The organism is Rhodococcus triatomae (assembly GCF_014217785.1).
Taxonomy (GTDB): domain Bacteria; phylum Actinomycetota; class Actinomycetes; order Mycobacteriales; family Mycobacteriaceae; genus Rhodococcus_F; species Rhodococcus_F triatomae.
The window spans coordinates 1,471,418-1,498,265 of the sequence record NZ_CP048814.1 but is presented as its reverse complement, the minus strand read 5'-3'; the positions used below and the strand labels follow the sequence as shown (position 1 = coordinate 1,498,265).

The following is a 26,848-nucleotide window of genomic DNA, read 5'->3' as shown; positions in this document are numbered from 1 at the left end:
AAGTGGCCCGCACGAAGTGGCCCGCACGAAGTAATCGGAGGACATCATGGCAACCGGAGAGAACACCACACCGAAGGAGCCGACCGGTGGTGACGTTCTGGTCGAGGTCATGCGTCGACACGGCGTCGACACGGCGTTCGGCGTCATCAGTATCCACAACCTGCCGTTGGTGGAGGCGGTTGCCCGCGAGCTGAACTTCGTGGAGGTCAGGCACGAGGCTGCCGCCGTCAACGCTGCCGACGGGTATGCCCGTGCGTCGGGTGGTATCGGTGTGGCGATCACCAGTACCGGGACCGGCGCGGGCAACGCTGCCGGCTCGATGCTCGAGGCGCTGACCGCGGGCAGTCGGGTGCTGCACGTGACCGGCCAGATCGAGAGCGAATATCTCGGCGACGCGGTGGCGGACAGTGCCGGCGACCGGGGCGTCAGGAGTGTGCGGGGCGTCATCCACGAGGTGCCTCGGCAGCTGCAGATGCTCGATGCGGTGTCCAAGTACGCCTCGACGATCGGCGACGCGAAGGGCGTCGAGGCCGAGCTCGAGGCGGCGATCGCACAGATCCTCGCGGCGCCGCAGGGGCCTGCCAGTGTGGAGTGGCCTTCGGACCTGCAGTACCTGGCTCGGCCCGACGAGCAGCGGCCCGCGGAGGCCACCGCAACGGGGCTCGCGGGATCGGGGCCCGGGACGCCGGATCCGTCCGCCGTCGCCGAGGCCGTCCGGCTACTGCAGCAGGCGAAGCGCCCGCTGATCTGGGTCGGTGGTGGTGCTGCCGGTGCGGGCGGGGAACTGACCCGCATCCTGCACACCCTCGGCGCCGGACTGCTCACCAGCAATTCCGGTCGTGCGATCGTGCCCGAGGACGACGAGCTGGTGATCGGCAACTTCGCCGCGAATCCGGGTGTCGCCGCTCTGCTGGGCGAGTCCGATCTCCTTCTCTCCGTCGGTACCCATTTCCGTTCCAACGAGACGAAGAGCTACCACCTGTCGCTGCCGTCGCCGCGTATTCAGATCGACGTCGACCCCGCCGCGATCGGCCGCGTGTATCCGGCCGACGTCGGAATCGTCGCCGATGCCGCCCAGGCCCTCGCCGCGATCTCCGCGGGCCTGACCACCACCTCGGTCGACGAGGACTGGGCAGCGAAGGTCACCGCCACCCGCACGTCGGTGCGGGCCGATCTCACCGAGTACATCGGTGGGTACGCCGAGATCTGCGAGGGGCTGCGGGCGCAGCTACCGCGGGAGTCCGTCGTCGCTCGTGACGTCACCATCCCGTCCAGCCAGTGGGGCAACCGCCTCTTTCCGTTCTACGAGCGGGAGACGAACGTCTTCCCTCTCGGCGGCGGTATCGGACAGGGCCTGGCGATGGGTATCGGTGCGGCGCACGCCCGCCCGGACGTGCCCACCGTGGTGATCGCCGGTGACGGCGGGCTCGCCGTACATCTGGGTGAACTGGCCTCCCTGGCCGGCAGCCGCGCGTGGTGTGTCGTGCTGGTGTTCAACGACGGAGGCTACGGCGTCCTGCGGAACATGCAGGAGGCCAACGGGTTCGATCGTGCTGGAGTGGATCTCTACACGCCCCGATTCGATCTGCTCGCGGCCTCTCTCGAGGTTCCCTACGCCCTGGTCCAGGGGCCGGGTCAGTTCGAGAAGATTCTCGCCGACGCCGTCGCGACCCGCGGGCCGGCGATCGTCGAGGTGGACGTCGCCGCGATCTCGCCGACGCCGGGAGCCTTCACCCCGCCCGTCCACATTCCCGTCCGAGAGGGGTGACCAGTGCGCGACACCGAACAGTCACAGTCACAGCCGCGCGACGCCGGGTGCCGACCGATCGTGTGCCTGCACGACCGCAGTGGTGCGGCGGACTGGTTCGCCGCACAGGTCGATCACCTGGACGCCCGGGTGATCGAGCCGCACGTCGCCCTGAGCGGAGAAACACTCGACGAGTGGGTGTCCTGGTCGGCTCGCGAGATCGAGGCGGTCGGAGAACCCGTGCACGTGCTCGCCACCGGGATCGCGGCGCACGGCGCCGTCGTCCTCGCAGTCCGGCACCCGGAGCTGGTCGTCAGCCTGCTGCTCGGCGACCCCGCAGACGAATCCCCTTCCACGGAGCGGGATCTGCTGGGTCGGGTGACGACCCCGACGCTGGTCATCGCGTCACAGCCCGACGGAGGCAGGGCGAGTTCGGCAGAGCCCGACGGAGGCAGGGCGAGTTCGGCAGAGCCCGACGGAGGCAGGGAGTCCGTGTCGTCCGCGGCCCAGGCTCTCGCGGGCGGCATCGACAACGGCGTGTTCGTCGTCATCGACGGAGCCGCGGTACCCGCTCACCGGGAGCGTGGGGCCTCGTTCGACGAATGGGTCACCTCGTTCACGATCATCGCCGAGGGCCTCGGTGCCCTCGGCGCGCACCGACAGGAGGAAGTGCATGTCTGACCAGTATCTGGAAGCCCACCAGACACATCCGCTACCGATGACCCCGTACGAGTCGAAGCTCTCAGGTTCGATCATGGAGGTGTTCGGCCGCGGGGTGCACGATCTTCCCGGCCTGATCGACGGACTCAACGAGCTCGGTCTGCACGCCCCCGACGGCGGCGGATGGACCGAGGACAATTTTCGCGCCGAGATGCGACGACTGGGAGACTGAGATGACCACCGCAACGAAGCCCCCTGCCCCGGCAGCCACCGGTGGCCCCCGCAAACGAGCGGTCGGCGTCCGCCGGGACCTCACCGCCGAGGACATCGCCGCAACCGGCCTCCGGGACCGCTGGTACCCGATCCTCCCCTCGCACATGGTCGTGGCCGGGGAGTCGAAGAAGGTCACCCGCCTGAACATCGACTGGGTCCTGTTCCGCGATGCCCAGGGCGTGCTGCACATGCTCGAGGACCGGTGCCCCCATCGCAGCGCGCCGCTGTCCGTGGGCCAGCATCTCGGTGACCGGCTCGCCTGCAAGTATCACGGTGTGCAGGTCGACGGCACCGGCACGGTCGTCTCGGTGCCCGGCATGCCCGGGTGTGCCCTCGAGGGCAAGCAGGCGACGGTGTCGCTGAAGGTCGTCGAGGCAGCCGACATCATCTTCGCCTTCGTGCCGCTCACCGCGGATTCCGAGCCGACGCCCTTCGTGCTTCCGGACCGTCTGGCCGATCCGGAGGTGTCCTGGTTCCCCAACTTCGCGGAGTGGGCGGGACCCTGGCGCTTCTACATGGACAACGTGCTCGATCCGATGCACGGCGCGTTCCTGCACCGTGATTCGCATTCGATGTTCGGTGGCGATACCTCTGCCCGGTTCCGCATCCGCGAGACCGATCGGGGATTCTTCTTCGAGAAGACGGACCAGCGCGGGGTGAACTTCGACTGGGTCGAGTACGTACGGGGCTCGATGGACTACGTGGACCTCGAGATCCCCTACGCCGAGAATGCCGGTCCGGGAGGCGTGTTCGGCATCGTCGGCATGTCGACGCCCATCGATGCGGACAACTCGGCGATCTTCCACTGGCGTACTCGTCGCGTCCAGGGATGGGAGCGCGAGGTGTGGCGGTTCCTGTATCGCACCCGGCTCGAGGCTCGTCACTGGGAGGTCCTCGAACAGGACCGCGAGGTGCTCGAGGCGCTCGCTGCCGACGCCGATGCCGAGGAACACCTGTACCAGCACGACCTGGGCGTGTCCCGGATCCGCCGCATCTACCGCGCCGACGCCAAGCGGCAGGCGGCGATCCTGGCGGGGGAACTCGTGTGAGCGAGCCGGACCCGGACACGATGCTGCTCACCGTGTTCCTCCGGCACGACCAGACACAGAACCTGGAACAGTTGCAGGACAGGCTCGACGGTGCCGACTGGTGGCACGGTTTTCCGCCGGAGGGCTGTGAGGTCGTCTCGTGGGTGGTGGCGATGGGCATCGGACAGATCGTGACCCTGCGGCTACCTGCTTCGAAGTTGAACGCCGTCAATGTCGAACTCGAGCGTCGAGCCTGGGGCGTCTTCGGCACCGACTTCTACCCGACGTACGACTTCCTGCCGGTGCGCGAGCGCCTCACCCGCGAGTCCGACGAGCGTCGGGCGACGGCGTGACCGGCGAGACGGCACGGACGGTGCGCGCCGTGGTGTCCGCACCGTCCGTGCCGGAGCCGCCTCGAGTCGGAAGCCGCAGTGGTGCGGCCGTGTTCAGCAACGCCAGGGTGGTCGGCGACCAGTTCTTCCTCTCCGGGATGCACGCGGGTGGCCCGGACGGCATCGTCGGCGGAGCCGACCCGTATCGTCAGGCGGTCGAGGCATTTCGCCGCGTGAGGGTCCTCACCGAGGCGTGCGGGGCGACGGTCGCCGACATCGTCGTGCTGCGGATCTATCTCACCGATATCGCCGACAAGGCCGCCGTCGGCAGGGCGCGTTCCGAGGTGTTCACCGGCGCGGCGCCCTGCTCGACCCTGGTGGAGGTGTCCGGCTTGGTCGATCCCGGGCTGACCGTGGAGATCGAGGCGCAGGGCGTCGCCCACGGCGTTCGAGCGGCCGGTCAGAACATCCCGTTCTGATTGGCCGCCGTCTCCGGAACCTCCTGTATGACGTCCCAGTGTTCGACGATCCTCTCGTCGTGCACGCGGAAGATGTCGACGACGGCGGAACCTCGATCGTTCGAACCGTCGGTCGAGTGCACGTGCAGGTACACGAGATCGCCGTCGACGGCACTCCGCACGATGCGGTTGCGGGATTCGGGGTTGTCCGCGAAGTACTCGGTGAAGTAGCCGACGAAAGGCTCCTTGCCGTCCGGCACATTCGGGTTGTGCTGCGTGTAGTCGTCGGTGATCACCGATGCCGCCGAGGTGTCGTGTTCGTTGAAGAACCTGTCGTAGAAGTCGATGACCAGTTCTCGGTTGGCTTCCGATGTCGCGGCGCCGACGTTCGACGGGCCCGGTTCCTCGTCGTTCGAGGCGCACGCCGCCAGGACGCCCGTCAGCGACAGGGCGAGCAGTGCGGTGACCGCCGGTCGGTTGTGCCTCGATCGTGTCGGCATCCCGGTGAGTTCCCTTCTCCTGGCACCCCGAATCGGCTCGGATGTGCTCCTGCTGTGGAGGTTAGGGGCCGTTCAGGACCTGCGACCAGGTCGAAGTCGGACAAGAAGTGGTGATTCTCCGCCAGGAGCCGAACCGGCCGGTGGCGATGTCGAGAGTCGCACTAGGGCCCTGCTCGCCTCACGAGACGGTCGTGCCGTTGTTTAGCGGCTTGGGCGCTGCCGAGCCCGAGTGCGACACCGATGCTCTGCCACGTCATTCCGCGGGTGCGCGCGGCCTCGAGGAAGACCGCCTCGAGCTGGTCCGTCTCCGCGCGGGCCTTGGGCAACAACGCCAGGGCGGCGGTGACGTCCTCGTCGTCGACTTCCGGTTCATCGGCGTCGAGCGTCAGCGAACCGGCGCACAGGCCGGCCACGATCCGGACGGCCTCCGCGGGCCCGAGCATCGCGGGGTGCGAGGCTCGGGCGCGGCGCTCAGGGGTGTCGGCGTGGCGTTCGGCGATACGGAAGAGGCCGGAGTACTCGCGCCGCGCGCGATCCCCGGAGCTCTCGGCGGGTGGGCCCTGGTCGGGGAGTTCGTGTTCGGACATGACTCCACCATGACTCTTCAACGAATCGTTGTCAACAGTTTGTTGAAGAATGGTTGCTCGCCCTGTCGGGCTCACGCCGGTGCGCGCACCACCAGCACCGTTCCGGGGAACTCGGCAGCCAACTGGCGACGGCTGTGCTTGACGGCTGCGGTGCCGTAGCCGCGCTTGCGCATCTCCGGGGCGATCCAGATCGCGACGTCCACCTCGCGGCCGGAGAGCTCGCCGAAGACGAGCCCGACGGTGTCGCCCGACTCGGTGTCCTCGGCGACGAACCACGCCGCCGACTCGTCCTCGATTCGCTCGACGCCCTCGGCGCGCTCCTTCTCGATCCGGTCGCCCGCCCAGTCGGGGTACTGTTCGCCGCACCGACGCCGGAACAACTCGGCGTCGGATTCCGTGAAGTCGCGCAGCCGGAACGTGGTGCCCGTGCTCGCCGGTCGGTCGATCGCCGTCCATTCCAGCGTGGCATCGAGATCCTCGAGCTCGGACTGGGTGCGTCGCCGTTCGCTCTTGGTCAGCCTGCGGAAGGTCAGATTCAGCACCGCCTCGGCGTGTGCTTCCGACGCATCGAGCAGACCCGCGACCGCGCTGACCGCGGCGGCGTGGTCCTCGCTGTCGACCACGGCATCGAGGACCTCGTGGCGCCGTTCGAGGGCGCGTACCAGCGCCGCGGTGAGTTCGCGCCGGTCGTGGATCTGATCCTGAACCGATGACGTGGCCATGGGAACCCCTTTTTCTCGGTGCCGATTTCGCTTCACTGTCGATTCTCGGGCGCGGGGGAGCAGACCACAACCGGAATGTCCCGGTCGGTCCACGACTGGTAGTCCGCGAAGTCCGAGTACATCTCGACCAGGCGCGGCCAGAGCTCCGCTCGTTCGTCCGAGTCGGCGACCCGCGCGCGCCGAGCCTCGACCCGCCTGCCGACCTGCACCGTCACGTCCGGGTCCGCGAGGAGGTTGAGGAACCAGAGCGGGTGCTTCGGTGCACCACCCTTGGACGCCACCACCACGATGTCGGCGCCGTTCTCGAGGAACAACAGCGGCGTCACCCGCGGCTGCTTCGTCTTGCGGCCCGTGGTGGTGAGCAGGCAGACGGGAAGCCCGCGAGGGAAGGCGCTCCCCACGCGCCACTTCCCGCCGAGTCGCCCGCCCGTCATCCGGTACGCCCGGACGTTTCCACCGGAGAACCACTTCATGATCCGGTCGACGAGCGGCGACCCGAGGCCGGGCGGCGCCTTGCGTCGAGCGTGCTCCTCGGCCGTGTCCCGCTCGTCGCCCATGACCTCAGACTCGCTCGAGGATGGTCCCCGTGGCAAGGGCGCCACCCGCGCACATGGTGACGAGTGCGGTGGAGCCGTCGGTACGTTCGAGTTCGTGCAGCGCCGTGGTGATCAGGCGTGAACCGGTGCTGCCCACCGGGTGCCCCAACGCGAGGGCCCCGCCGTTGACGTTCACCCGATCCATGTCCGGCCGATGGACCGACGCCCAGGACAGCAGGACCGACGCGAATGCCTCGTTGACCTCGAACAGATCCAGGTCCCCGATCTTCATTCCGGACTTCTCGAGGACTCGGGAGGTCGCCTGGACGGGTCCGTCCAGATGGAACTCGGGCTCGGCTCCGACGAGGGCCTGCGCGAGAATGCGCGCGCGGGGCTTCAGCCCGAGCGCCTTCGCCTTCTCCTCGTCCATGATCAGCACGGCAGCCGCGCCGTCGGAGATCTGCGAGGACGTCCCGGCGGTGTGGATCCCGCCGTCGAGTACCGGCTTCAGCGAGGCGAGCGATTCGGCGGTGGTGTCGCGTAGCCCCTGGTCACGGCGCACCACCCGGGTCTCGCCGCTCGGCACGCCCTCCTTGTCCACGACCGGGGCCGACACCGCCAGTACCTCGCGGTCGAACCGGCCTTCGTCCCATGCCTGTTTGGCGCGAGCCTGCGAGCGCACCCCGAGATCCTCGACGTCCGCGCGGGTGAGCCCGCGCCGTCGTGCGATCCGTTCGGCCGCCTCGAACTGGTTGGGCATGTCGATGTCCCAGGACTCCGGTCGACGCGGCCCGGCGGCCTCGCCGACGTTGGCTCCGAGCGGTACCTGGCTCATCGCCTCCACGCCGCACGCGATACCGACGTCGATCGTGTCGGTGGCGATCAGTCCGGCGATCAGGTGATTGGCCTGCTGTGCGGAACCGCACTGGCAGTCGATCGTGGTGGCGCCGGTCTGCCAGGGGAGTCCGGCATGCAACCAGGCCGTCCGGGTGACGTTGTTCGACTGCGCGCCGGCCTGGGTCACGCAGCCGCCGATCACCTGCTCGACGAGCGCGGGGTCGATCCCGGCCCGTTCCAGGAGACCGGACTGTGCCGCCCCCAGGATCTCCGCCGCATGCAGTCCGGACAACCATCCGCGTCGCTTGCCGATGGGGGTGCGTACCGCCTCGACTATTACCGGTGTGCCCACGCGGGCTCCTTTCCTCGTTACCTCTGAAAGTAGAACAAGTTCTTTGGTTGCGCCAAGGGGCTGGAACGTTTCCTTTGCTCGTGGCCCGCCCTGTGATTCAATGTAATTAGAACGTGTTCCACATCAGCTTTCCACACAACTGAGTGGTGTAGCAGAGGGCAGGAGACAGTCAGTGGCACAGCCCGACACTTTGCAGGGGTTCGATCCCACCGATCCCGACATCTATGCCGAACGGATCCCGTACGGGGAGTTCGCCGAACTGCGGAAGTCTGCCCCGATCTGGTGGTGCCCGCAGCCCCCCGAGGTCGGCGGATTCCACGACGACGGGTTCTGGGTCGTCAGCAAGCTCGAGGACGTCAAGGAGGTGTCCCGGCGCAGCGACGTCTTCTCGACCTTCGAGAACACCGCGATCGTCCGCTTCGCCGACGACATCCCCCGCGAGAACATCGAAATGCAGCGCGCGATCCTGATCAACAAGGACGCACCCGAGCACACCAAGCTCCGCAAGCTGGTGTCCCGGGGTTTCACGCCGCGGGCGATCAACAGCCTGCGCGAGGAACTCACCGAGCGCGCGGAGCGGATCGTCGCTGCCGCCGCCGAGAGCGGCGCGGGCGATTTCGTGACCCAGGTGGCCTGTGAGCTTCCGCTGCAGGCGATTGCGGAATTGCTGGGCGTGCCCCAGGAGGACCGGCTCAAGGTGTTCGACTGGTCGAACCAGATGACCGGCTACGACGATCCGGAGCTGGACATCGATCCGCAGGCCGCCTCGATGGAGATCCTCGGGTATGCCTATGCGATGGCCGACGAGCGCAAGAAGTGCCCGGCCGACGACATCGTCACCACGCTCATCGAGGCGGACATCGACGGCAACGAGCTCGCTCCCGAGGAGTTCGGATTCTTCGTGATCCTGCTCGCCGTCGCGGGCAACGAGACCACCCGCAACGCCATCACGCACGGGATGATCGCATTCCTCGACAATCCCGATCAGTGGGAGCTCTACAAGAAGGAGCGGCCCAAGACGGCCGCGGACGAGATCGTGCGATGGGCGACTCCGGTCAACTCCTTCCAGCGCACCGCGCTCGAGGACACGGACCTGAACGGGGTACAGATCAAGAAGGGCCAGCGAGTGGTGATGCTCTACGGCTCCGCGAATTTCGACGAGGAGGCCTTCGAGAATCCCGAGAAATTCGACATCATGCGGGACCCGAACCCGCACGTCGGGTTCGGCGGCACCGGTGCGCACTACTGCCTCGGCGCCAACCTGGCACGGCTGGAGATCGATCTGATCTTCAACGCGATCGCGGATCATCTTCCGGACATCAGCGGCCTCGGCGATCCCCGTCGGCTCCGTTCCGGGTGGCTCAACGGAATCAAGGAGTTCCCGGTGAATTACGGTACCAAGGGTGGCTGCCCGGTCGATCATTAGCGAGCAACCACCGACAGGACGCGGCGGCGGCGTCAGGGTTCCCTCATCCCCTGACGCCGCCGCCGTTTGTCGTCGTCCCCTCGGGAGTTCTGCATGCTGTCGCGCGCCGGATGATCCGAACGCCGCCGGCGTCGACTCCGGGCCGAAAACCGGTTGACGACTCGCCTTCCACCGTCTTGGGTATGTCTCCATGAGCGCATCCGAGGGACTCGTTCTCCGCCCGTGTGACGGTGAGGCGGAGTGGCCGGCGCTCGTGCGCATCTGGCAGAGCGCCGTCGAGGCAACCCACGACTTCCTCACTCCGGAGGACGTCGACTTCTACGAGTCGCGGATGCTCGGCGACTATCTCCCCGCCGTCGCAGTGACGGTCGCGGAGATAGGGGAGACGCCGGTGGGATTCTCCGGGCTCGCGGGTCACTCACTCGAGATGCTGTTCGTCGACAGCGGCTGCCGCGGGAAGGGCGTCGGTTCCGCGCTTCTGTCGTGTGCGATCGAGAACCATCCCGATCTGCGTCTGGACGTCAACGAGCAGAACCCGCAGGCCGTCGGCTTCTACCGGCATCACGGGTTCGTCGTTCTGGGTCGATCGGCGACCGACGGAGACGGGCGTCCGTTCCCGGTTCTTCACCTGGGCAGACGTCTCTCATCGGGCGACACGCCCTCTCGGCGACCTACCTGAGCAGGTCGATCCGCGGTTCGTCGAAGATCCGCAGGGGAACCGTCAGGCCTTGCGTACCGTCTTCATGGCACGCTCGAACTCCCAGAATGCCCGCAGCGACACGATCTTGCCGTCCTCGTCGACCCGATAGACGAACACGCCCTCGGCATCGATGGTGCTGCCGGCGACGGTCGAGCGGATCGTGCCGATGTTGACGTTCTCGTTTCCGCACACCAGGGAATCGGTGACGAGGAACTCGAGCGATTCGGTGTTCGCGATCGTCATGTCGTAGAAGCGGCTGATCGCGTCGAGCCCGTGGTGCCCCTTGCCGTCCGGATCGAAGACGGAGGGGCCCACCGGGTCCTCGACACACGCGTTCTCGGCGAACAGCGCCAGCCAGGCCGCCTTGTCCCTGGCGCTCGCGGCCGCTCGGGACGCCGCACCCGCCACCCGCGCCGGATGATCGGTGGTCGTCACGACGGCGCCCCGAGGTAGGTGTCGGCGAACTTGCGCAGCGAATCCTGCTTCGCCTCCAGCGGGCTGTCGAAGCCGAGGCCGTCGAAGATCCACGGGACCACGATCGTGTCGGTGACCCCGGCATCGGCGAGCTCGGCGTATCCGTCCTTGCCGAATCGATCGATGCACACGGTCTGGATCTCGTAGGGCAGATCGGCCCGACCGTACTGCTCGCGAAGCTCCTTCAACCGGGCGATGACGGAGACCAGGTCGTCGAACTTGATCATCGCCGACGTCCAGCCGTCGCCGACTCGTGCGGCGCGCCGCAGCGCGACCTCGGTGTGGCCGCCGATGTAGAAGGGGACCGGCCGGCTCGGCGCCGGGCTCATCTGGAGGCGATCGAAATCGAAGAACTCCCCGTGGTACTCGACCATTCCGCCGCCGAGGATGAGCTTGAGGACCTCGATCATCTCGTCCACACGCGCCCCGCGGCGGGCGTACGGTGCACCGCACCATTCGAACTCCTCGGGTGCCCACCCGATTCCCACCCCGAAACCGAAACGATCACCGGTGAGGTTGGCGACGGACCCCACCTGCCGGGCCAGCAGCACGGGATTGCGGGATCCGAGTTTGAGTACCTGCGTGTAGAACTCGATCTCGGTGGTCACCGCCCCCATCGCCGCGGCGGCGATCAGCGGGTCCACCCAGGGCGTGTCCGCATTCCACATGCGCGACCCGTCCGGGGTGTACGGATAGTCCGCGGCCTGGGTCTCCATGAAGAACAGCGAGTCGGGCAGCGCGATCGAGGAGAACCCGACCTCCTCGGCCGTCCGGGCCAGCGGCGCCAGTTGATCGAGCGGTGTCATCGCGACACCCACGGTGAACTTCACGACGTCACCCCCGGACGATCGGCTCCGACCACCCACATCGAGAAGTACTGGGAGCCACCACCGTAGGCGTGTCCGAGTGCCTTTCGGGCATCCGGGATCTGGTGGTCGCCCGCGCGGTCCATCACCTGCATGGCGGCCTCGGCGAAGCGGATCATCCCGGATGCGCCGATCGGGTTGGACGACAGCACGCCACCGGAGGCGTTCACCGGCAGGCGGCCGTCACGCGCGGTCTCGCCCTTCTCCGTGAGCTTCCAGCCCTCGCCCTCGGCGGCGAAGCCGAGGTTCTCGAGCCACATCGGTTCGAACCACGAGAACGGGACGTAGATCTCGGCGGCGTCGATCTCCTCGAACGGATCGGTGATACCTGCCGCTCGCCACAGCGCGGTCGCTGCGTCGCGACCCGCCTGCGGATTGACCTGGTCGCGTCCGGCATACGTGGTGGGCTCGGTGCGCATCGCCGTTGCGTGGACCCAGGCCACCTTGCGTCCGTCCGCCTCGACTCGCGCCGCGGCTTCCTCGTCGCCGATCACCATCGCGCACGCACCGTCCGAGGACGGGCAGGTCTCGTCGTAGCGGATCGGATCCCAGAGCATCTGCGACGCCTGCACCGATTCGAACGTGATATCCGGTTGCCGGAGATGGGCGTACGGGTTGATCGAGCCGTTGAGGCGGTCCTTCACCGCAACGAGGTAGCCGATGTGCTCGGGTGCGCCGGAGCGGCGGATGTAGGACCGGACGTGGGGCGCGAAATAGCCGCCTGCCCCCGCTCCCACGGGCATGTGGAACGGAACCGGAGTGGACAGCGCCCACATCGCGTTGGACTCGGATTGCTTCTCCCAGGCCACCGTGAGCACGCGGCGGTGAACGCCGGAACTCACCAGGCTCGAGGCGACGACCGCGGTGGAACCGCCGACGGAGCCCGCAGTGTGGACGCGCAGCAACGGTTTTCCGTTCGCACCGAGCGCGTCGGACATGGCCAGCTCCGGCATCATCGAGCCCTCGAAGAGGTCGGGTGCCTTGCCGACGACGACGGCGTCGATGTCGTCCCAACCGACGCGTGCGTCAGCCATGGCGGCATCGACGGCCTCACGGACGAGACCTGCCATCGAGACGTCGTGGCGTTTGGCCACGTAGTGGGTCTGGCCGGTGCCGAGCACGGCCGCGGGTCGCTTACCGGCCATCAGTTGCGTCCTTCCAATACGGCTACCAGATTCTGTTGCAGCACTGCTCCACTCGTCGCGTGGGCGAGGGAACGCTCGGCGGTGCCGTTCATGACCGCACGCGCGGCGTAACCGATGCGTTCGAGTCCGCCCGAGAACATCGGATTCCCGGTCAGCGGTCCGCCCGACGGATTGATCGAGGTGGTCTCGGGGAGTCCGATTGCCTCCCGGAGGATGAGTTCCTGGTGGGTGAACGGGGAGTGGAGTTCGGCGACGTCGATCCCGGCGAGATCGCCGCCGGTGACGACCTGTGCGGCTTTCGCGGTGGACGGTGAGACGGTGAGATCCCGTGCGCCGATGTCGGGCGAATCGATGCGGTGGTCGATTCCGGAGATCCAGGCAGGCCGCTCGCACAACTCCCGTGCGCGGTCACCTGCGGCCAGGACGATCGCCGCCGCACCGTCGGTGACCGGTGCGATGTCGTGCCGCCGCAGCGGGTCTGCGACGTACGGGCTGTCGAGGAGCTCGTCCACGTCGAACTGTCCGGATACCTGGGAGAGCGGGTTGTCCAGGGCTGCGGAGAGGCTCCGCGCGGCGACCTCGGCCATCTCCCGCGCCGTCCACTTCCCCGAGTCGAGGCCCAGCCGGGCCTGGATTCCGGCGAGCGAGACGGAATCCACCCCGAGCGGAGTGACCAGGTAGGGGTCGAGCTGGAGAGACAGGATCTGACGCAGAGTGCCCGCGGAGGACTTGCCGAAGCCGTACACCAGTGCGGTGTCCACCTCGCCGGTGAGGATCTTGATCCACGCCTCGTAGAACGCCCAGGCCGCGTCCATCTCGACGTGCGATTCGTTGATCGGGGGAACTGCGCCGATGGCGTCGACCGCCGAGATGAAGGAGAACGCCCGGCCGGCGAGATAGTCGGACGAACCCGAGCACCAGAATCCGATGTCGGACTTGGTGATGCCGAGGTCGTCGTAGAGCTGGCGAAAGCACGGAACGAGCATCTCGACGCCGTTGGTGGTGCCCGTCGTCTCCCGCACGTGCGGAGCGTGCGCGAAGCCGACGACTGCGATATCGGTCATGAATTGCCCTTAGTGTGAGGGGATTTCAGAGGTGGTTCTCGAAGGTCTCGTACTCGGCGTCGGGTTCGCCGGTGGGGCGGAAGTACTCGATGTTCTCGAGTGTGTAGCCCCATTCCTCGCGGGGTTTCCACTTCGCCTCCACCCGCATGCCCATCCGGACGTCGGATGCCTCGCACTCCTGGATCAGGTGCAGGAACGGAATGTCCGCGCCGTCGAGGAGGATGTACGCGGCGACGTACGGGGGCTTGATGCGTTGGCCGAGGAAGGGGACGTTGACGATGCAGAACGTGGTCACGATGCCGCGGTCCGGCAACTCGACCTGTTCGCGGGTGGGGATGCCGTCGGTCGGGTTGGCGCCGCGGGGCGGGATGTAGACCTTCTCGCCCGGTCCCGTGCGGCCTCCGATGAGGCGCCCTTCCTTCAGCCCGCGCAGGTAGTAGCTCTCCTCTGCGGAGGCCGAGTGCATGTAGTGCAGGTCCACCGGCGTGGTCAGCATGGTGATCGGGTCGTCGTCGAGAGCGAGGGACTCGGCTGCGCCCGCTGGATCGTCGCCGGATTCTCCGGGTGCGAAGCAGGTGATGTCGCGGAGGCCGTGTCCGCGCTCGTCCGCCCACCGTGCGTGCACCCGCATGCCGGTGTGCATCGCGTCGCTGCTGCCGGCATCGACGGCGTGCAGCAGAGCGGTGTCCGCGCCGTCGAGCCGGATCAGCGCCCAGGCGAACGGTCGTCGCAGTGGTTGGTTGTCGAGCGGTTCCTCCACCCAGGACCAACTGACCACGGTTCCGGCGTTGCCGACGGCGACGAACTCGGTGATCGGTTCGGCCGTGTCCGGGTCGTACTCCGGTGGCGGTGCGTAGACGCGTCCGTCCGATCCGCGCGCGCCCAGAACGGTGCCGTCGCGCAGTCCGGTGACGAATGCGCCGATCGTCGGGCCGAGCGAACGGGTGTAGTCGAATCGTAGGTTCAATGGTGCACTCAGATTCGGCAGTGCACTCCGGCTCTCCTCGAGCTCACTCTTTCCCAGGGTCACAACTTCGAGTAGAACAGGTTCTAGTGAGTGTGGCAAGGGTCACCGCTGACTACAGTGGATGCGGAGGAAGAGCATGAAGATCGGGTTGCAGTTGGGCTATTGGGGGGCGCAGCCCCCCACGCGTGCGCAAGAGTTGGTCGATGCCGCCGAGGCCGCCGGATTCGATGCCGTCTTCGCGGCGGAGTCCTGGGGATCGGATGCGTTCACTCCGCTCGCCTGGTGGGGGTCCGGCACCGAGCGGGTGCGGCTGGGGACGTCGGTGGCACAGTTGTCCGCGCGGACACCGACGAGTTGCGCGATGCACGCACTGACGCTGGACCACCTCAGTGGTGGCCGCGCGATACTCGGGCTGGGCGTGTCCGGACCGCAGGTCGTGGAGGGCTGGTACGGGCAGCCGTTCGCGAAGCCGCTCGCGCGTACCCGCGAATACGTGTCGATCGTCCGTCAGGTGCTCGCCCGTGAGGCGCCCGTCGTGAATCCCGGTCCGCACTATCCGCTTCCCTACGACGGGCCGGGGAGTACCGGCCTGGGCAAGCCTCTCAAGCCCATCACACATCCGTTGCGGGCGGACATCCCGATCTGGCTCGGGGCCGAGGGGCCGAAGAACGTCGCCATGACCGCCGAGATCGCCGACGGCTGGCTCGCGATCTACTACTCGCCGAGGCTGGCACCGCTGTACGACAAGTGGCTCGACGAGGGCTTCGCTCGCGCGGGCGCCCGGCGCAGCCGGGACGACTTCGAGATCGCGGCGACCTGTCAGGTGATCGTCACCGACGACACGGCTGCCGCCGTCGCCGCGCTCAAGCCGGTGACCGCGCTGTACGTCGGCGGGATGGGCGCTCCCGAACTCAATTTCCACGCGCAGGTGTATTCGCGCATGGGCTACGAGCGCGAGGTCGAGGAGATCGGCAGATTGTTCCGGGACGGACGCAAGGACGAGGCCGCCGCGGTCGTACCGGACGAGATGGTCACCGAGACGATGATCATCGGCGATGCCGACGAGGTCCGTGCCGGCGTCCGCCGCTGGGAGGACGCCGGGGTCACGATGCTGTTGGTGAACTGCCACGATGCCGACCAGGTTCGGCAGATCGTGGACATCGTGCGCTGAGCGGATGGCGAATATCGTGCCCTGAGCGGATGGCGAATATCGTGCCCTGAGCGGATGGCGAACATGGTGCCCTGAGCGGATGGCGAACATGGTGCCCTGAGCGTTCGCGTGTCCGTATGTGTCTGGTCGTGTCCGTTCGTGACCGCTCTGCCGAATCGGCGACGGGCGTGCCGTGCCGATGGTTCGATGTGGGTGTTCGTGTTTTCCGTCGGGGCAATCCCCAGGAGTCCTCCCATGCGCACCAGATCCACCGCCCGGGCAGCCGTCACCGTGCCCGTTGCTCTTGCCGCTGCTGTGATCGTCGCGGCCCCTGCGCTGGCCCAGGCCCGGCCCGCCACCGATATCGACGCACGCACGGACGCGCCGTGCGAGGTGACGTTCGGTATCGACAACCGCACCAACGCCGTCACCTACACGGTCGACTTCCGCGTCGACGGCGAACCCCTCACCGGGCCCGACTTCGGCAGTGGGCCCATCGGCCACACGACCGTGCGTTCCGAGGTGGCCCCGGGCACGCCGGTCTTCCAGCCCGGTGTGGTGGGCTATCGCTTCGATCTCGAGAGCTTCCGCAGCGAGCGGACCGAAGATCTGATTGCCCGCGGCTACCCGCCGAAGCCGCCGAGTGAGACCTACTACGTCGAGTATCGGATGATCCTCGGCCCCGACGCCAATGACCGCCATCCGGAATGGCGGGCGATCGAGGTGCCCGGATGCCAGGAATCGGGGTCGTCCGGGTCCTCGGGATCGTCGGGATCGTCTCTGTTCCACCTGCACGACCTGCTCGGGATCAGCTGAGGACGCTCGGTTGGCGGGTATCCGGCGGGGTTTGTTACCGTCCCCTCCGGGTCACGCCCCGTGGCCGAAGGGCTTCGGGAGGGAACGAGATGGCTACCCATAGGGCGACTCTGATTCGTGCAGGCGCCGCCGCTGTCGCCGTCGGCGGCGCGATGGCGTTGACCGCGTGTTCGACGTCGGTGGACGGCACGGCGGTGGCGTCGGATTCGGGCGGAGTCTTCGCCACGCCCGACACCACGACGGGCGCCCGGCCGACGTCCACGACGGTGGAACCCGAGGAGGTCGACGTCTTCGACCTGAAGGTGGGAACCTGCCTGGTCGACGATCTCGGGCTGGGCGACGAATCGGTGACCGTGCAGGGCGGTCAGCAGACCGTCCCGTGCAGCGAACCGCACACTTTCGAGGTCTACGCCGAGCACACCATGTCCGGCAGCGTCTTCCCGGGCGAGGACGAGACGGTGGACGAGGCGTCGGTCGAGTGCTCCGACGCGTTCGGCTCGTTCGTGGGAATCTCGTACGACGATTCCACCCTCGATCTCTTCTACCTGTACCCGACCGAGGACTCCTGGGAGGACGGCGACCGCATCGTGTCGTGCCTCATCACCGATCCCGCAGGCCCCACGTCCGGGAGCCTGCGCGGCGCAGCGCGCTGACCGCACCTCCCCTCCCACCTGCCTCTCTCCGCCCCATCCGGGGGAGATCAGAGGCAGGTGGATCGTGTCAGCGGCCTTCGAAGTGGGGGGTCCTCTTGGCCGCGAATGCGCGCGGACCCTCCTTGGCGTCGGAGCTCTTGAAGACCTCGGTGCCGAGCTTCGCGTCGATCTGGAAGGCCTCTTCCTCGTGCAGGCCCTCGGTGTCGCGGATGGTCTTCAGGATCGCCTGGACGGCGAGGGGGCCGTTCGCGGCGATGATGTCGGCGAGTTCGAGCGCCTTGTCGAGCGCCTGACCGTCGGGGACGACATGGCCGATCAGCCCGATCTCCTTCGCCTCCGCCGCCCGGATGTGCCTGCCGGTGAGGAGGATGTCGGCGGCGACGGTGTAGGGGATCTGCCGGACCAGGCGTACCGCCGAACCGCCGAGGGGGAACAGGCCCCACTTCGCCTCGGACACGCCGAACTTCGCACTCTCGCCGGCGACACGGATGTCCGTGCCCTGGAGGATCTCGGTGCCTCCTGCGATGGCGGGACCCTCGACGGCGGCGATCAGGGGCTTCGTGAGCCGGCGGCCCTTGAGCAAGGCCTCGATCCTGGACAGGTCCCAGCCGCCACCGGAGAACGAATCGCCCGGGTGCTGCGCCGTCATCGCCTTGAGGTCCGCGCCCGCACAGAAGGCGCCACCCGCGCCGGTGAGGATCGCGACGCGGATCTCCGGATCCGAGTCCACGCGATCCCACGCGTCCCGCATGATCGCCATCATCTCGCCGGACAGCGCATTGCGTGCCTGCGGCCGGTTCATCGTGACGATCAGGACGTGTCCGCGCTGCTCAACGAGGCAATGCGGCAATTCGGACGAAACGTCGGTGAGCGAGGTTGCGGTGTCGGACACTGAGTACTCCCGATAGGCTGTGAGCTGGATTACAAATTGGGTCTTGTCATGGACGATAACACGTTCTATTTTTAGGGCGTGGCCTATAACATCGCAGACCTCGTAGAGCACTCGATCGACCTCAATCAGGATCGCCTCGCGCTGGTTTCCGCGGACCGTGAGTTCACGTACGCGCAACTGGAGGAGCGGGCCAACCGATTGGCCAACTACCTGCGTGATCACGGCGTGCAGCCGGGTGACAAGGTGGGCATATACAGCCGCAACACCACGGAGGCCATCGAGGCGATGGTCGCGGTGTTCAAGGCGCGTGCCGTGATGGTCAACGTCAACTATCGCTATGTCGAGAACGAGTTGCAGTACATATTCGAGAACTCGGACATGGTCGCGCTCATCCACGAGCGCCGCTACTCGGACAAGGTTGCCGGGGTCCTCCCGAAGACACCGCTGGTGCAGACCGTGGTCGTCGTCGAGGACGGCACCGACCTGGACTACTCGTCCTACGGTGGCGTCGAGTACGAGACGGCACTGTCGGAGGGATCGCCGGAACGCGACTTCGGCGAGCGCAGCCCCGACGACCTCTTCATGCTCTACACCGGTGGCACCACCGGGATGCCCAAGGGCGTCATGTGGCGGCACGAGGACTGGTGGCGTGTCCTCGGCGGCGGCGTCAACTTCGTCACCGGCGAGCGAGTCGAGGACGAATGGGAACTCGCGAAGGTGGGAGCATCGAATCCCGCGATGGTGCGGTTCCCCATCCCCCCGATGATCCACGGCGGATCGCAGTCCGCGGTGTTCCACAGCCTCTTCGGCGGCGGAACGCTCGTGATGCACCCCGAGTTCGACGGCCACGAGGTCTGGCAGGTCATCGACCGGCACAAGGTCAACCTCATCTTCATCACCGGCGACGCGATGGCGCGGCCGATGGTCGACGCCCTGCTCGAGGGGAACCCCGAGACCGGTGAGTCGTACGACCTGTCGACGCTGTACGTGATCGCCAGCAGCGCGGCGCTGTTCTCCCCGTCGCTCAAGGAGAAGTTCCTCGATCTGCTGCCCAACCGCATGCTCACCGACTCCATCGGGTCCTCGGAGACCGGCTTCGGTGGCCTGTCCACCATCACGAAGGGGTTCGAGCACAGCGGCGGGCCGCGAGTGAAGATCGACGGATCCACCGTCGTCATCGACGACGAGGGGAATCAGGTGGAGCCCGGCTCCGGCAAGGTCGGCCTGCTCGCCCGGCACGGACACATCCCGATCGGCTACTACAAGGACGAGGAGAAGACCAAGGCGACGTTCAAGGTCTTCAACGGAGTCCGCTACTCCATCCCCGGCGACTATGCGCGGGTCGAGGAGGACGGGACGGTGACCATGCTCGGCCGCGGCTCCGTGTGCATCAACAGCGGCGGCGAGAAGATCTACCCGGAGGAGGTCGAGGGCGCGCTCAAGGGCCACCCTGACGTCTTCGACGTCCTCGTCGTCGGCGTCCCGGACGAACGTTTCGGCGAGTCCGTCGCCGCGGTGGTGCAAGCCAGGGACGGCGCCCGGCCGGCATTGCACGATCTGGTGACGACGGTCCGCAAGGAGATCGCCGGCTACAAGGTGCCGCGCAAGCTGTGGTTCGTCGACGAGGTCAAGCGGTCCCCGGCCGGTAAGCCCGACTACCGGTGGGCCAAGCGCCAGACCGAGGAGCGTGAACCGGACGACCGCAACGGATTCGGCGAGTCCGCCACGAGCGCGAGCGCCTGATGCGGACACCGCTCGCCGAACGGTTCGGTATCGAGCACGCCGTCTTCGGCTTCACCCCGTCCGAGCACGTCGCCGCGGCGATCTCTCGCGCAGGTGGGCTCGGTGTCCTCGGATGCGTGAGGTTCAACGACCCGAAGGAACTCGACGACGTCCTCACCTGGATGGACGAGAACACCGACGGCAAGCCGTACGGTGTCGACATCGTGATGCCGGCCAAGATCCCCACCGAAGGCTCGCAGGTCGACCTCGAATCTCTGATTCCGCCGGAGCACCGGGCTTTCGTGGATCGCACCCTCGCCGACCTCGGTGTACCGGCGCTGTCCGACGACGCCGAGCACGCGAGCGGGGTGCTGGGCTGGTTGCACTCGGTGGCCCGATCGCATGTCGACGTCGCTCTCGGACATCGGATCTCGCTGATCGCGAATGCGCTGGGTTCGCCGCCGCGGGACGTGATCGAGCAGGCACACGAGAAGGGCGTTCCGGTCGCGGCACTCGCGGGTGCGGTCGATCATGCCCGTCGGCACGTCGAGAACGGTGTCGACATCGTCATCGCCCAGGGGTACGAAGCCGGTGGGCACACCGGTGAGATCGCCTCGATGGTGCTCGTCCCCGAGATCGTCGATGCGCTCGGGGATTCGGCGGCGGTGCTCGCTGCCGGGGGCATCGGAAGCGGCCGTCAGGTCGCGGCCGCCCTCGCGCTGGGTGCGGGCGGGGTGTGGATGGGCTCCTACTGGCTGACCACGGCGGAGTACAAGCTCGGCAGTGCCTCCGGCGAGGGGCCCTCGGCCATTCAACGTGCCCTGCTCGGGGCCACGTCGTCCGACACGGTGCGCTCGCGCATCTACTCGGGCAAGCCGGCCCGCCTGCTCAAGACGAAATGGACCGACGCGTGGACCCGGCCGGATGCACCGGAGCCACTTCCGATGCCGCTGCAGAACATCCTCGTCAGTGAGGCGCACCAGCGGATCGCGGCGTCGGAGGACCCCGACGTGGTGGCCATGCCGGTCGGCCAGATCGTGGGCCGGATGAACGAGATCCACCCCGTTGCCGAGGTGATGGACGAGTTGGTCACCGGGTTCCGTGAGGCAGCGACGAGGATCACCCGCTACGAGTGATCCCTCGGTGCCGCGCTGCGCGGTGCGTCAGTCGGGAGTCCGTCCGGGTTCGAGGAGACGGAAGCCGGACGCGCCGCGCGGCCGGTACCAGACCGGATCGGCGCAATCCCACCGTTGGGCGGCGAGCGTGCGGGCCAGCACCTTGAAGGTGGCGGTGCGGGGGAGGGATGCGCAGACGCGGACCAGCGAGGGTGTCTGTTTCGGCCCCAGATCCGGCTGCTCCCCGAGGAACCGGGCGAAAGCCTCCGGGTCGAAATCCGTCGACGGAACCAACGCCGCCATCACCCTGTCTCCCACGTCGGGATCGGGGACCCCGTAGACGCACACCTGACGGAGACCGCTCCACCGCAGCAGGATCCGCTCGATCGGCGCAGATCCGAGATTTTCGCCGTCCACCCGCAGCCACCCCGAACTCCGTCCCGCGAAGTAGACGAATCCGTCGATATCACGATAGGCGAGGTCGCCGCTCCAGTACTTGCCGTCGCGGATCCGTTCGGCATCGGCGGCCGGATCGGCGTAATAGCCGGCGAAGGCACCGGAACCCGCGACATTGACCAGTTCCCCGGTCGCGGCCGCCGCGTTGCGGAGCCGTCCGCTGTCGTCGAATTCGGCGACAGCACAGACCTTTCCGGTGTCCGGTGAGAGGATCTCGATGCCGTCCGGCAGGCGTCCGAGAGCGCCTGCAGGAGCATCGGGCGTCGACGGAATCGCGATGCCGCCCTCGGTGGACCCGAAGCCGTCGATCACCCTGGTGCCGAAACGGCGCGCGAACTCCGCGACAGCCGTCGCGGATCCCTCGTTGCCGTACATGATCCGGAGTGGGTTGTCCGCGTCGTCTCCAGCAGGCGGTGTCGCGAGGACGAAGCTCAGTGGTTTGCCCACGTAGTTGGCATACGTGACGCCGTACCGTCGTACGTCCGGTAGGAAGCCCGACGCCGAGAACCGGGACCGCAGCACCAGCGAGCACCCCGCGGCGAGAGCGACCGACCACGACGCCATCATCGAGTTCGAGTGGAACATCGGCATCGCGAGATACACGACGTCGTCGGTGGAGAGCTCGAAGCGCTCGGCCAACATCTGGCCCGGTCCACAGATCTTCTCGTGGGTACAGCGCACTGCCTTGGGGTGCCCGCTCGTGCCCGAGGTGAAGATGAGCATGAACAGGTCCTCGGGGCTCGAGTCCCGTGCGACGTACTCGGCGGAGGCCGACTCGAGGAGGAGCTTCCATTCGTCACCGTCGATGTCGACGACCCTGGTGGAGGTATCGGCGCCGTCCGGCAGGGCATCGGCGCCGTCCGGCAGGGTATCGGCGCCGTCCAGCTGGACACGGTGCGCCGAATCGGTGAACACCACGGCGCAGTCGGAGATCGCGATGTCGCGTGCCAGCGCGGGCCCGCGCCGGGTGGTGTTGAGCCCGACGAGAACCGTGCCCGACAGCGCCGCGGCCCCGGCGAGGAGCGAGAACTCCGGCACGTTGTCGAGGAGGACCCCGAAATGCCGGGGCCGTCCCGGCGGAAGTAACTGTTCGAGCAGTGCTGCCCGCCGACGGCTCTCTCGCACGTGCACGGACCAGGACACGAACGAATCCTCGTGGTGGACGCCCCGGTCGTGATCGTCTTCGAGCGCGAGCAGGATGTCGCCGACGGTCCTCACGTCCGCTCCGCAGTTGCTTCCAGAATCGGCTCCGTGGTTGTTTCCGGAGTCGGCCTCATGCCGGCTCTGCCGCGAGAGCGCCACCGAGGACGCGGAGCTGTGTGGTCGCGGCTCCGAGCCGGAACTCGTTGTCCTTGGCGGCGAGGAAGTAGCGGTGAACCGGATGGTCCTCGTCCAGGCCCACTCCGCCGTGAATGTGAATCGCCGTGTGCGCCACCCTGTGCCCGGCGTCGGCGGCCCAGAACTTGGCCGTCTGTACCGCCCCCTCGCTCGGCCGGTTCTCGGCGAGCCGCCACGCGGCCTGCCACAGGGTCAGCCGGACGCCCTTGACGTCGATGTACGCGTCGGCCAGTCGTTGGCCGACGGCCTGGAAACTGCCGATCGGACGGCCGAACTGCACGCGTTCGCGCCCGTACTCCGCGGTCGCCTCCAGCGCCCGGTCGAGGACCCCGAACTGATGCGCGCACGTCCCGACGGAACCGCGGTCCACCAGCCAGGAGACGATCGCGCTTCCCGTCGCCACGGAGCCGAGCAGGCGATCGTCGGGCAGGGCGGTCTCCCGGAGTACCAACTCGCCGACACTCGAACGGCCGGTGACCGACTGCCGAGTCACGGTCACTCCGGCGTCGTCCGGCCGGACCAGGAAGACGGCGATCCCGTCATCGGTGGCGGCGGGCACCAGGAACATGTCGGCGACGGGTGCGGCGTCCACCAGGATCTTCGTGCCGTCGACCACCCAGCCGCCGTCGTCGACGGCGCGGCGGGCCCGGGTGACCGGCCGGGTGGGGTCCTCGTTCAGTTCCTCGGCGAGTGCCGCGGCGAGGATGACGTTTCCCCGGGCCGCGGGCGCGGCCCAGCGGGCGCGCTGATCGTCGTCACCGAATTCGGCAACGGCGGAGGCGGCCATGGTGATCGACGTCAGGTACGGGACGGGAGCCACGTGCCTGCCGAGCTCCACGAGGATGCTGCACTGCTCGAGGAGCCCGAATCCGTCTCCGCCGACCGATTCGGGGAGAGCGGCGCCGAGGATGCCGGCTTCGGCCAGCGCCTCCCACAGTGCGCGGTCGACGCGGTCGTCGGCCAGGTCGAGTTCGCGTAGGCGTTCGTTCGTCGTATGCCGGGCAACGATGTCCCGGGTCAGACCCGCCAAGTCCTGCTGAGCCTCGGTGTGTGCGAAATCCATCGCGCAGCCCCTATCGCTTCGCGGCCGGGAGGCCGAGTGCCGTCATGCCGATGATGTCGCGTTGCACCTCGTTGGTACCGCCGCCGAACGTGAGGATCAGCGAGGAGCGGTGCATCCGCTCGAGACGTCCACGGAGCAGGACACCGGGTGAGTCCTGCCGGAGAGTGGCGGACGGGCCGAGAATCTCCATGAGGAGCCGATATGCCTCGGTGGCGAACTCGGTTCCGAACACCTTGTTCGACGAGGCCGCCTCCGGTCCGGGAGCGGACTCGGTGGCCGAGGCGATCTCCCAGTTCATCAGCTTGAGGTACTCGGCCTTGGCGTGCACGCGAGCCAGGTTCACCTGCACCCATTCCTGGTCGATCACCCGTCGGCCGTCGGGGAGCTTGGTGTTCTGTGCCCATTCCCGAACCTCGCGGACCGCAGTGAGGATCGGCCCCGCAGAGGTCAGTGCGACCCGTTCGTGGTTGAGCTGGTTGGTGATCAGTGCCCAGCCGCCGTGTTCGGGCCCGACGAGGGCACTCGACGGCACCCGTACGTCCTGGTAGTAGGTGGCGCTGGTGTCCGGACCGGCCATCGTGTGCACCGGCGTGTAGGAGAATCCCTCGGCGGAGGTGGGCACGATGAGCATGCTGATGCCCTTGTGTCGCTTCGCATCCGGATCGGTGCGGCAGGCGAGCCACACGTAGTCCGCATACGCGATGAGACTGGTCCACATCTTCTGCCCGTTGATGACGTAGTCGTCGCCGTCCTTGACAGCGGTGGTGCGCAGGCTCGCCAGATCGGTGCCGGCCCCCGGTTCGGAGTAGCCGATGGAGAAGTGCAGCTCGCCCGCCGAGATCTTCGGCAGGAAGTAGGCCTTCTGCTCGTCGGTGCCGAAGTGCATGATCGTGGGGGCGACCGAGTTGATCGTGAGGAACGGGACCGGAGCCCCGGCCACGGCGGCCTCGTCGGTGAAGATCAGCTGCTCCATCGCGGAGCGCTCCTGCCCGCCGTACTCCTTCGGCCAGCCGAGCGTCAGCCAGCCGTCTCGCCCCATCTCGGCGACGACTTCGCGATACACATTGCCCGCCCCGTACTCGCCCGTGGTCGCGGCGAGGGCCTCTCGACGCTCGGGAGTCATGAGCTGCGCGAAATAGGCGCGTAATTCCTCCCTGAGCTGGTGTTGTCGGGAGTCGTAGGTGATGTGCATGTCCGAGCCTCTCCGGGTCGCGTGCAGTCCCTGTTCCCGAATCATTGCACACAACTGAAACAGGTTCTAGTGTGATGGGCGTCAGGGTGCGACCCCTCGGAACGGGGTCGAGCCGGGCCCGGAACGAAGAGATGAGGGAGCGCCATGAAGGTCGAGGTCGATCTGGACCGGTGCGAGGCCAACGGTGTGTGCGTCGGGATCGCGCCCGACATCTTCGAGCTCGACGATGACGACGAGCTCCACATCAACCAACCCGATTCGGGTGCTGCTCGCGACGACGACATCCGCTCCGCGATCGCGCAGTGCCCCCGCGCCGCGCTCACCGAGGTGCCCTGAGCGCTCGCGCTCGCGCCACCTGGAGAGAACGTGTTCCATGCCCAACGTGTCCACGACCACGGACCGCTGGTGTTCCACACCGGCACCCCTCAGTCTGCAGGAGAACCTCGATGAGTGACCCGAGCACCCCGGATCTCGACCTCGACGGCCGGGCCGCCGTCGTGACCGGCGCCGGCGCCGGTCTCGGCCGGGCGGAGGCGGTCGCCCTGGCGAGTGCCGGTGCCTCGGTCGTCGTCAACGACCTCGGTCCCTCCGATGCGGTCGAGGAGACCCTCGAGGAGATCCGATCCGTCGGCGCCAAGGCGGAGTTCGTGGCCGGCGACATCGGTGAACGAGCCACCGCGGACGCTCTGGTCGAGGCGGCCACGAGCCGGTTCGGACGCCTCGACGTGGTGGTGAACAACGCCGGAATCACCCGGGACCGGATGCTGTTCAACATGTCGGACGACGACTGGGACCTGGTACTGCGGGTGCACCTTCGCGGCCACTTCCTGCTCTCTCGCAACGCAGCTGCGTACTGGCGGGGGCAATCCAAGGCCGCGGGGGAGCCGGTGTACGGCCGCCTGATCAACACCTCCTCCGAGGCCGGGCTGCTCGGCCCCGAGGGGCAGGCCAACTACGGCGCCGCCAAGGCCGGAATCACCGCGCTCACCCTGTCGGCAGCCAGGGGGCTCGCCCGATACGGTGTTCGCGCGAACGCGATCTGCCCCCGGGCGAGGACGTCCATGACCGAGAACGTCTTCGGTGCGGCGCCGGACGCCGGCATCGATCCGCTGGCGCCGGAGCACGTGGCATCGCTCGTCGCCTACCTCGCTTCGCCGGCGGCGGACGCGGTGTCCGGCCAGGTGTTCGTCGTCTACGGGCCGATGGTGGCCCTGATGGCGGCGCCCGTGGTCGAGCACAGGTTCGACGCAGCAGGGGACAGGTGGGCGCCCGATGCGCTCGCCGCCGAACTGGGCGACTACTTCCTCGACCGGGATCCCGGGGCGACGTTCTCGGCGTCGTCGGCGTTGAAGGATCTGGGCTGACAGGTAACTGCGTGCTGACGCGTCACTACGCGGGCGACCGACAGCGCGGGCTGGTAGAAATATACGACAGGTGGGCGCGCGTCCAGGTCGACGATGCGCCACTGTCGAGTACTCGAGCGCGGCTCCGCGTCGACTGATACTTGTTCTAATTCTGAATGCAAACGAGACTGTGGCGAGGTATCTCCGTGCGTCGCGCACGCACACGCTTCGCCTGTTGTCCGAGTCGGACGAGCTTCCGTTCGTCCGATCGGCAACGTCTCCGTAATCAATTGGCATGCTTGATGTTTCGAAGAAAACTCCGGGGGTTGTCCGGGGCGCGTTCTCGGTCTAGTCTCGGCGGCGGAGGCGCTGCCATGCGGCAGCCGACCTCGCGGAGTATTTCCGAATCGAGACTTCGGTAATCGACTCTTGCG

At 67.6% G+C, this 26,848-nt stretch carries 29 protein-coding genes; 15 read left to right on the top strand and 14 right to left on the bottom strand.

Going from position 1 to position 26,848, the window contains the following annotated elements:
* Window positions 1-46: 46 nt before the first annotated feature.
* The 6 genes from G4H71_RS07100 to G4H71_RS07075 all read left to right on the top strand — a co-directional run bounded on the left by G4H71_RS07100 (window position 47) and on the right by G4H71_RS07075 (window position 4,519).
* Window positions 47-1,768, top strand: a complete 1,722-nt coding sequence (locus tag G4H71_RS07100; RefSeq protein ID WP_072736231.1) for a thiamine pyrophosphate-binding protein — start codon at window positions 47-49, stop codon at window positions 1,766-1,768.
* Window positions 1,769-1,771: 3 nt separating this feature from the next.
* Window positions 1,772-2,428, top strand: a complete 657-nt coding sequence (locus G4H71_RS07095; protein WP_246442491.1) for an alpha/beta fold hydrolase — start codon at window positions 1,772-1,774, stop codon at window positions 2,426-2,428.
* Window positions 2,421-2,639 (top strand): recombinase-like helix-turn-helix domain-containing protein, encoded by a 219-nt coding sequence (locus tag G4H71_RS07090; protein ID WP_072736230.1) that lies wholly within the window; start codon window positions 2,421-2,423, stop codon window positions 2,637-2,639. Before G4H71_RS07095 ends, G4H71_RS07090 begins: the two co-directional genes overlap by 8 nt.
* A gap of 1 nt (window position 2,640) precedes the next feature.
* Entirely contained in the window at window positions 2,641-3,729 is a 1,089-nt protein-coding gene (locus G4H71_RS07085; RefSeq protein WP_072736229.1) for a Rieske 2Fe-2S domain-containing protein, read from the top strand.
* Window positions 3,730-3,749: 20 nt separating this feature from the next.
* A complete protein-coding gene (locus G4H71_RS07080; RefSeq protein ID WP_072736368.1) occupies window positions 3,750-4,061 on the top strand; it encodes a hypothetical protein in 312 nt (103 codons plus the stop codon).
* Window positions 4,062-4,150: 89 nt separating this feature from the next.
* Window positions 4,151-4,519 (top strand): Rid family hydrolase, encoded by a 369-nt coding sequence (locus tag G4H71_RS07075; protein WP_072736367.1) that lies wholly within the window; start codon window positions 4,151-4,153, stop codon window positions 4,517-4,519.
* Here G4H71_RS07075 and G4H71_RS07070 read toward each other — a convergent pair.
* The 5 genes from G4H71_RS07070 to G4H71_RS07050 form a co-directional block, all read right to left on the bottom strand.
* The gene (locus G4H71_RS07070) at window positions 4,501-4,998 is read right to left on the bottom strand and encodes a nuclear transport factor 2 family protein (RefSeq protein ID WP_072736228.1); all 498 of its coding nucleotides are present in this window, start codon (window positions 4,996-4,998) and stop codon (window positions 4,501-4,503) included. The genes G4H71_RS07075 and G4H71_RS07070 overlap by 19 nt on opposite strands.
* Before the next feature lie 161 nt (window positions 4,999-5,159).
* On the bottom strand, window positions 5,160-5,585 hold the full coding sequence (locus G4H71_RS07065; RefSeq protein ID WP_072736227.1) for a DNA-binding protein: 426 nt from the start codon (window positions 5,583-5,585) through the stop codon (window positions 5,160-5,162).
* 71 nt (window positions 5,586-5,656) lie between these two features.
* A complete protein-coding gene (locus tag G4H71_RS07060; protein ID WP_072736226.1) occupies window positions 5,657-6,307 on the bottom strand; it encodes a GNAT family N-acetyltransferase in 651 nt (216 codons plus the stop codon).
* A gap of 32 nt (window positions 6,308-6,339) precedes the next feature.
* Window positions 6,340-6,864 carry a nitroreductase family deazaflavin-dependent oxidoreductase gene (locus G4H71_RS07055; RefSeq protein WP_072736225.1) on the bottom strand — a complete coding sequence of 175 codons (525 nt, stop codon included), beginning with the start codon at window positions 6,862-6,864 and terminating at the stop codon, window positions 6,340-6,342.
* A 4-nt stretch (window positions 6,865-6,868) separates the two neighbouring features.
* Window positions 6,869-8,032, bottom strand: a complete 1,164-nt coding sequence (locus G4H71_RS07050; RefSeq protein ID WP_072736224.1) for a steroid 3-ketoacyl-CoA thiolase — start codon at window positions 8,030-8,032, stop codon at window positions 6,869-6,871.
* Window positions 8,033-8,204: 172 nt separating this feature from the next.
* Between G4H71_RS07050 and G4H71_RS07045 the strand changes: the two genes are divergently transcribed.
* Both G4H71_RS07045 and G4H71_RS07040 read left to right on the top strand, forming a co-directional pair.
* The gene (locus G4H71_RS07045) at window positions 8,205-9,458 is read left to right on the top strand and encodes a cytochrome P450 (RefSeq protein WP_072736223.1); all 1,254 of its coding nucleotides are present in this window, start codon (window positions 8,205-8,207) and stop codon (window positions 9,456-9,458) included.
* A 190-nt stretch (window positions 9,459-9,648) separates the two neighbouring features.
* Window positions 9,649-10,137, top strand: a complete 489-nt coding sequence (locus G4H71_RS07040) for an acetyltransferase (RefSeq protein ID WP_072736222.1) — start codon at window positions 9,649-9,651, stop codon at window positions 10,135-10,137.
* Between the two features lie 42 nt (window positions 10,138-10,179).
* Here G4H71_RS07040 and G4H71_RS07035 read toward each other — a convergent pair whose 3' ends face one another.
* From G4H71_RS07035 to G4H71_RS07015, 5 genes are read right to left on the bottom strand one after another with little or no spacing between them, the layout of a single operon-like run.
* Window positions 10,180-10,593, bottom strand: coding sequence for a nuclear transport factor 2 family protein (locus G4H71_RS07035; RefSeq protein ID WP_072736221.1), 414 nt, complete (start codon window positions 10,591-10,593; stop codon window positions 10,180-10,182).
* Window positions 10,590-11,462, bottom strand: a complete 873-nt coding sequence (locus G4H71_RS07030) for a TIGR03619 family F420-dependent LLM class oxidoreductase (RefSeq protein WP_072736220.1) — start codon at window positions 11,460-11,462, stop codon at window positions 10,590-10,592. Before G4H71_RS07030 ends, G4H71_RS07035 begins: the two co-directional genes overlap by 4 nt.
* Window positions 11,459-12,643, bottom strand: a complete 1,185-nt coding sequence (locus tag G4H71_RS07025) for a thiolase family protein (protein WP_072736219.1) — start codon at window positions 12,641-12,643, stop codon at window positions 11,459-11,461. Before G4H71_RS07025 ends, G4H71_RS07030 begins: the two co-directional genes overlap by 4 nt.
* Window positions 12,643-13,707 (bottom strand): thiolase family protein, encoded by a 1,065-nt coding sequence (locus tag G4H71_RS07020; protein WP_072736218.1) that lies wholly within the window; start codon window positions 13,705-13,707, stop codon window positions 12,643-12,645. The genes G4H71_RS07025 and G4H71_RS07020 overlap by 1 nt, the downstream gene beginning before the upstream one ends.
* Window positions 13,708-13,732: 25 nt before the next feature.
* Window positions 13,733-14,737 (bottom strand): Zn-ribbon domain-containing OB-fold protein, encoded by a 1,005-nt coding sequence (locus tag G4H71_RS07015; RefSeq protein WP_072736217.1) that lies wholly within the window; start codon window positions 14,735-14,737, stop codon window positions 13,733-13,735.
* 73 nt (window positions 14,738-14,810) lie between these two features.
* On the opposite strand from G4H71_RS07015, the gene G4H71_RS07010 reads away from it, so the two are divergent.
* From G4H71_RS07010 to G4H71_RS07000, 3 genes are all read left to right on the top strand, one after another.
* Window positions 14,811-15,845: an LLM class F420-dependent oxidoreductase gene (locus G4H71_RS07010; RefSeq protein ID WP_072736216.1), complete on the top strand. Its 1,035-nt coding sequence runs from the start codon at window positions 14,811-14,813 to the stop codon at window positions 15,843-15,845.
* A 234-nt stretch (window positions 15,846-16,079) separates the two neighbouring features.
* Window positions 16,080-16,640, top strand: coding sequence for a hypothetical protein (locus G4H71_RS07005; RefSeq protein WP_139183128.1), 561 nt, complete (start codon window positions 16,080-16,082; stop codon window positions 16,638-16,640).
* A gap of 89 nt (window positions 16,641-16,729) precedes the next feature.
* Window positions 16,730-17,293 (top strand): septum formation family protein, encoded by a 564-nt coding sequence (locus tag G4H71_RS07000; RefSeq protein WP_072736214.1) that lies wholly within the window; start codon window positions 16,730-16,732, stop codon window positions 17,291-17,293.
* Between the two features lie 67 nt (window positions 17,294-17,360).
* Here G4H71_RS07000 and G4H71_RS06995 read toward each other — a convergent pair whose 3' ends face one another.
* Entirely contained in the window at window positions 17,361-18,095 is a 735-nt protein-coding gene (locus G4H71_RS06995) for a crotonase/enoyl-CoA hydratase family protein (RefSeq protein ID WP_371842129.1), read from the bottom strand.
* A gap of 168 nt (window positions 18,096-18,263) precedes the next feature.
* On the opposite strand from G4H71_RS06995, the gene G4H71_RS06990 reads away from it, so the two are divergent.
* Both G4H71_RS06990 and G4H71_RS06985 read left to right on the top strand, forming a co-directional pair.
* The gene (locus tag G4H71_RS06990) at window positions 18,264-19,928 is read left to right on the top strand and encodes an acyl-CoA synthetase (RefSeq protein ID WP_072736212.1); all 1,665 of its coding nucleotides are present in this window, start codon (window positions 18,264-18,266) and stop codon (window positions 19,926-19,928) included.
* A complete protein-coding gene (locus G4H71_RS06985) occupies window positions 19,928-21,043 on the top strand; it encodes an NAD(P)H-dependent flavin oxidoreductase (RefSeq protein ID WP_072736211.1) in 1,116 nt (371 codons plus the stop codon). Before G4H71_RS06990 ends, G4H71_RS06985 begins: the two co-directional genes overlap by 1 nt.
* A gap of 27 nt (window positions 21,044-21,070) precedes the next feature.
* On the opposite strand, the gene G4H71_RS06980 is transcribed toward G4H71_RS06985, so the two are convergent.
* The 3 genes from G4H71_RS06980 to G4H71_RS06970 are packed head-to-tail and all read right to left on the bottom strand — an operon-like array spanning window position 21,071 to window position 25,071.
* On the bottom strand, window positions 21,071-22,696 hold the full coding sequence (locus G4H71_RS06980; protein ID WP_072736366.1) for a long-chain-fatty-acid--CoA ligase: 1,626 nt from the start codon (window positions 22,694-22,696) through the stop codon (window positions 21,071-21,073).
* A 55-nt stretch (window positions 22,697-22,751) separates the two neighbouring features.
* Window positions 22,752-23,879, bottom strand: a complete 1,128-nt coding sequence (locus G4H71_RS06975; RefSeq protein ID WP_072736210.1) for an acyl-CoA dehydrogenase family protein — start codon at window positions 23,877-23,879, stop codon at window positions 22,752-22,754.
* A gap of 10 nt (window positions 23,880-23,889) precedes the next feature.
* A complete protein-coding gene (locus G4H71_RS06970) occupies window positions 23,890-25,071 on the bottom strand; it encodes an acyl-CoA dehydrogenase family protein (RefSeq protein WP_072736209.1) in 1,182 nt (393 codons plus the stop codon).
* A gap of 144 nt (window positions 25,072-25,215) precedes the next feature.
* Between G4H71_RS06970 and G4H71_RS06965 the strand changes: the two genes are divergently transcribed.
* Together G4H71_RS06965 and G4H71_RS06960 are read left to right on the top strand one after the other, a co-directional pair.
* A complete protein-coding gene (locus tag G4H71_RS06965; RefSeq protein ID WP_072736208.1) occupies window positions 25,216-25,407 on the top strand; it encodes a ferredoxin in 192 nt (63 codons plus the stop codon).
* Between the two features lie 110 nt (window positions 25,408-25,517).
* Window positions 25,518-26,435, top strand: a complete 918-nt coding sequence (locus G4H71_RS06960) for a 3-oxoacyl-ACP reductase (RefSeq protein ID WP_072736207.1) — start codon at window positions 25,518-25,520, stop codon at window positions 26,433-26,435.
* Window positions 26,436-26,848 lie beyond the last annotated feature (413 nt).

Coding starts and splice junctions, on each gene's coding strand:
- G4H71_RS07040 (WP_072736222.1), top strand. CDS start 9,649: ATGAGCGCATCCGAGGGACTCGTTCTCCGCCCGTGTGACGGTGAGGCG.
- G4H71_RS07100 (WP_072736231.1), top strand. CDS start 47: ATGGCAACCGGAGAGAACACCACACCGAAGGAGCCGACCGGTGGTGAC.
- G4H71_RS07005 (WP_139183128.1), top strand. CDS start 16,080: ATGCGCACCAGATCCACCGCCCGGGCAGCCGTCACCGTGCCCGTTGCT.
- G4H71_RS07010 (WP_072736216.1), top strand. CDS start 14,811: ATGAAGATCGGGTTGCAGTTGGGCTATTGGGGGGCGCAGCCCCCCACG.
- G4H71_RS07080 (WP_072736368.1), top strand. CDS start 3,750: ATGCTGCTCACCGTGTTCCTCCGGCACGACCAGACACAGAACCTGGAA.
- G4H71_RS07020 (WP_072736218.1), bottom strand. CDS start 13,707: ATGACCGATATCGCAGTCGTCGGCTTCGCGCACGCTCCGCACGTGCGG.
- G4H71_RS07085 (WP_072736229.1), top strand. CDS start 2,641: ATGACCACCGCAACGAAGCCCCCTGCCCCGGCAGCCACCGGTGGCCCC.
- G4H71_RS07025 (WP_072736219.1), bottom strand. CDS start 12,643: ATGGCCGGTAAGCGACCCGCGGCCGTGCTCGGCACCGGCCAGACCCAC.
- G4H71_RS07090 (WP_072736230.1), top strand. CDS start 2,421: ATGTCTGACCAGTATCTGGAAGCCCACCAGACACATCCGCTACCGATG.
- G4H71_RS07060 (WP_072736226.1), bottom strand. CDS start 6,307: ATGGCCACGTCATCGGTTCAGGATCAGATCCACGACCGGCGCGAACTC.
- G4H71_RS07065 (WP_072736227.1), bottom strand. CDS start 5,585: ATGTCCGAACACGAACTCCCCGACCAGGGCCCACCCGCCGAGAGCTCC.
- G4H71_RS06995 (WP_371842129.1), bottom strand. CDS start 18,095: ATGAACCGGCCGCAGGCACGCAATGCGCTGTCCGGCGAGATGATGGCG.
- G4H71_RS06965 (WP_072736208.1), top strand. CDS start 25,216: ATGAAGGTCGAGGTCGATCTGGACCGGTGCGAGGCCAACGGTGTGTGC.
- G4H71_RS07055 (WP_072736225.1), bottom strand. CDS start 6,864: ATGGGCGACGAGCGGGACACGGCCGAGGAGCACGCTCGACGCAAGGCG.
- G4H71_RS07070 (WP_072736228.1), bottom strand. CDS start 4,998: ATGCCGACACGATCGAGGCACAACCGACCGGCGGTCACCGCACTGCTC.
- G4H71_RS06970 (WP_072736209.1), bottom strand. CDS start 25,071: ATGCACATCACCTACGACTCCCGACAACACCAGCTCAGGGAGGAATTA.
- G4H71_RS06985 (WP_072736211.1), top strand. CDS start 19,928: ATGCGGACACCGCTCGCCGAACGGTTCGGTATCGAGCACGCCGTCTTC.
- G4H71_RS06960 (WP_072736207.1), top strand. CDS start 25,518: ATGAGTGACCCGAGCACCCCGGATCTCGACCTCGACGGCCGGGCCGCC.
- G4H71_RS07000 (WP_072736214.1), top strand. CDS start 16,730: ATGGCTACCCATAGGGCGACTCTGATTCGTGCAGGCGCCGCCGCTGTC.
- G4H71_RS06975 (WP_072736210.1), bottom strand. CDS start 23,879: ATGGATTTCGCACACACCGAGGCTCAGCAGGACTTGGCGGGTCTGACC.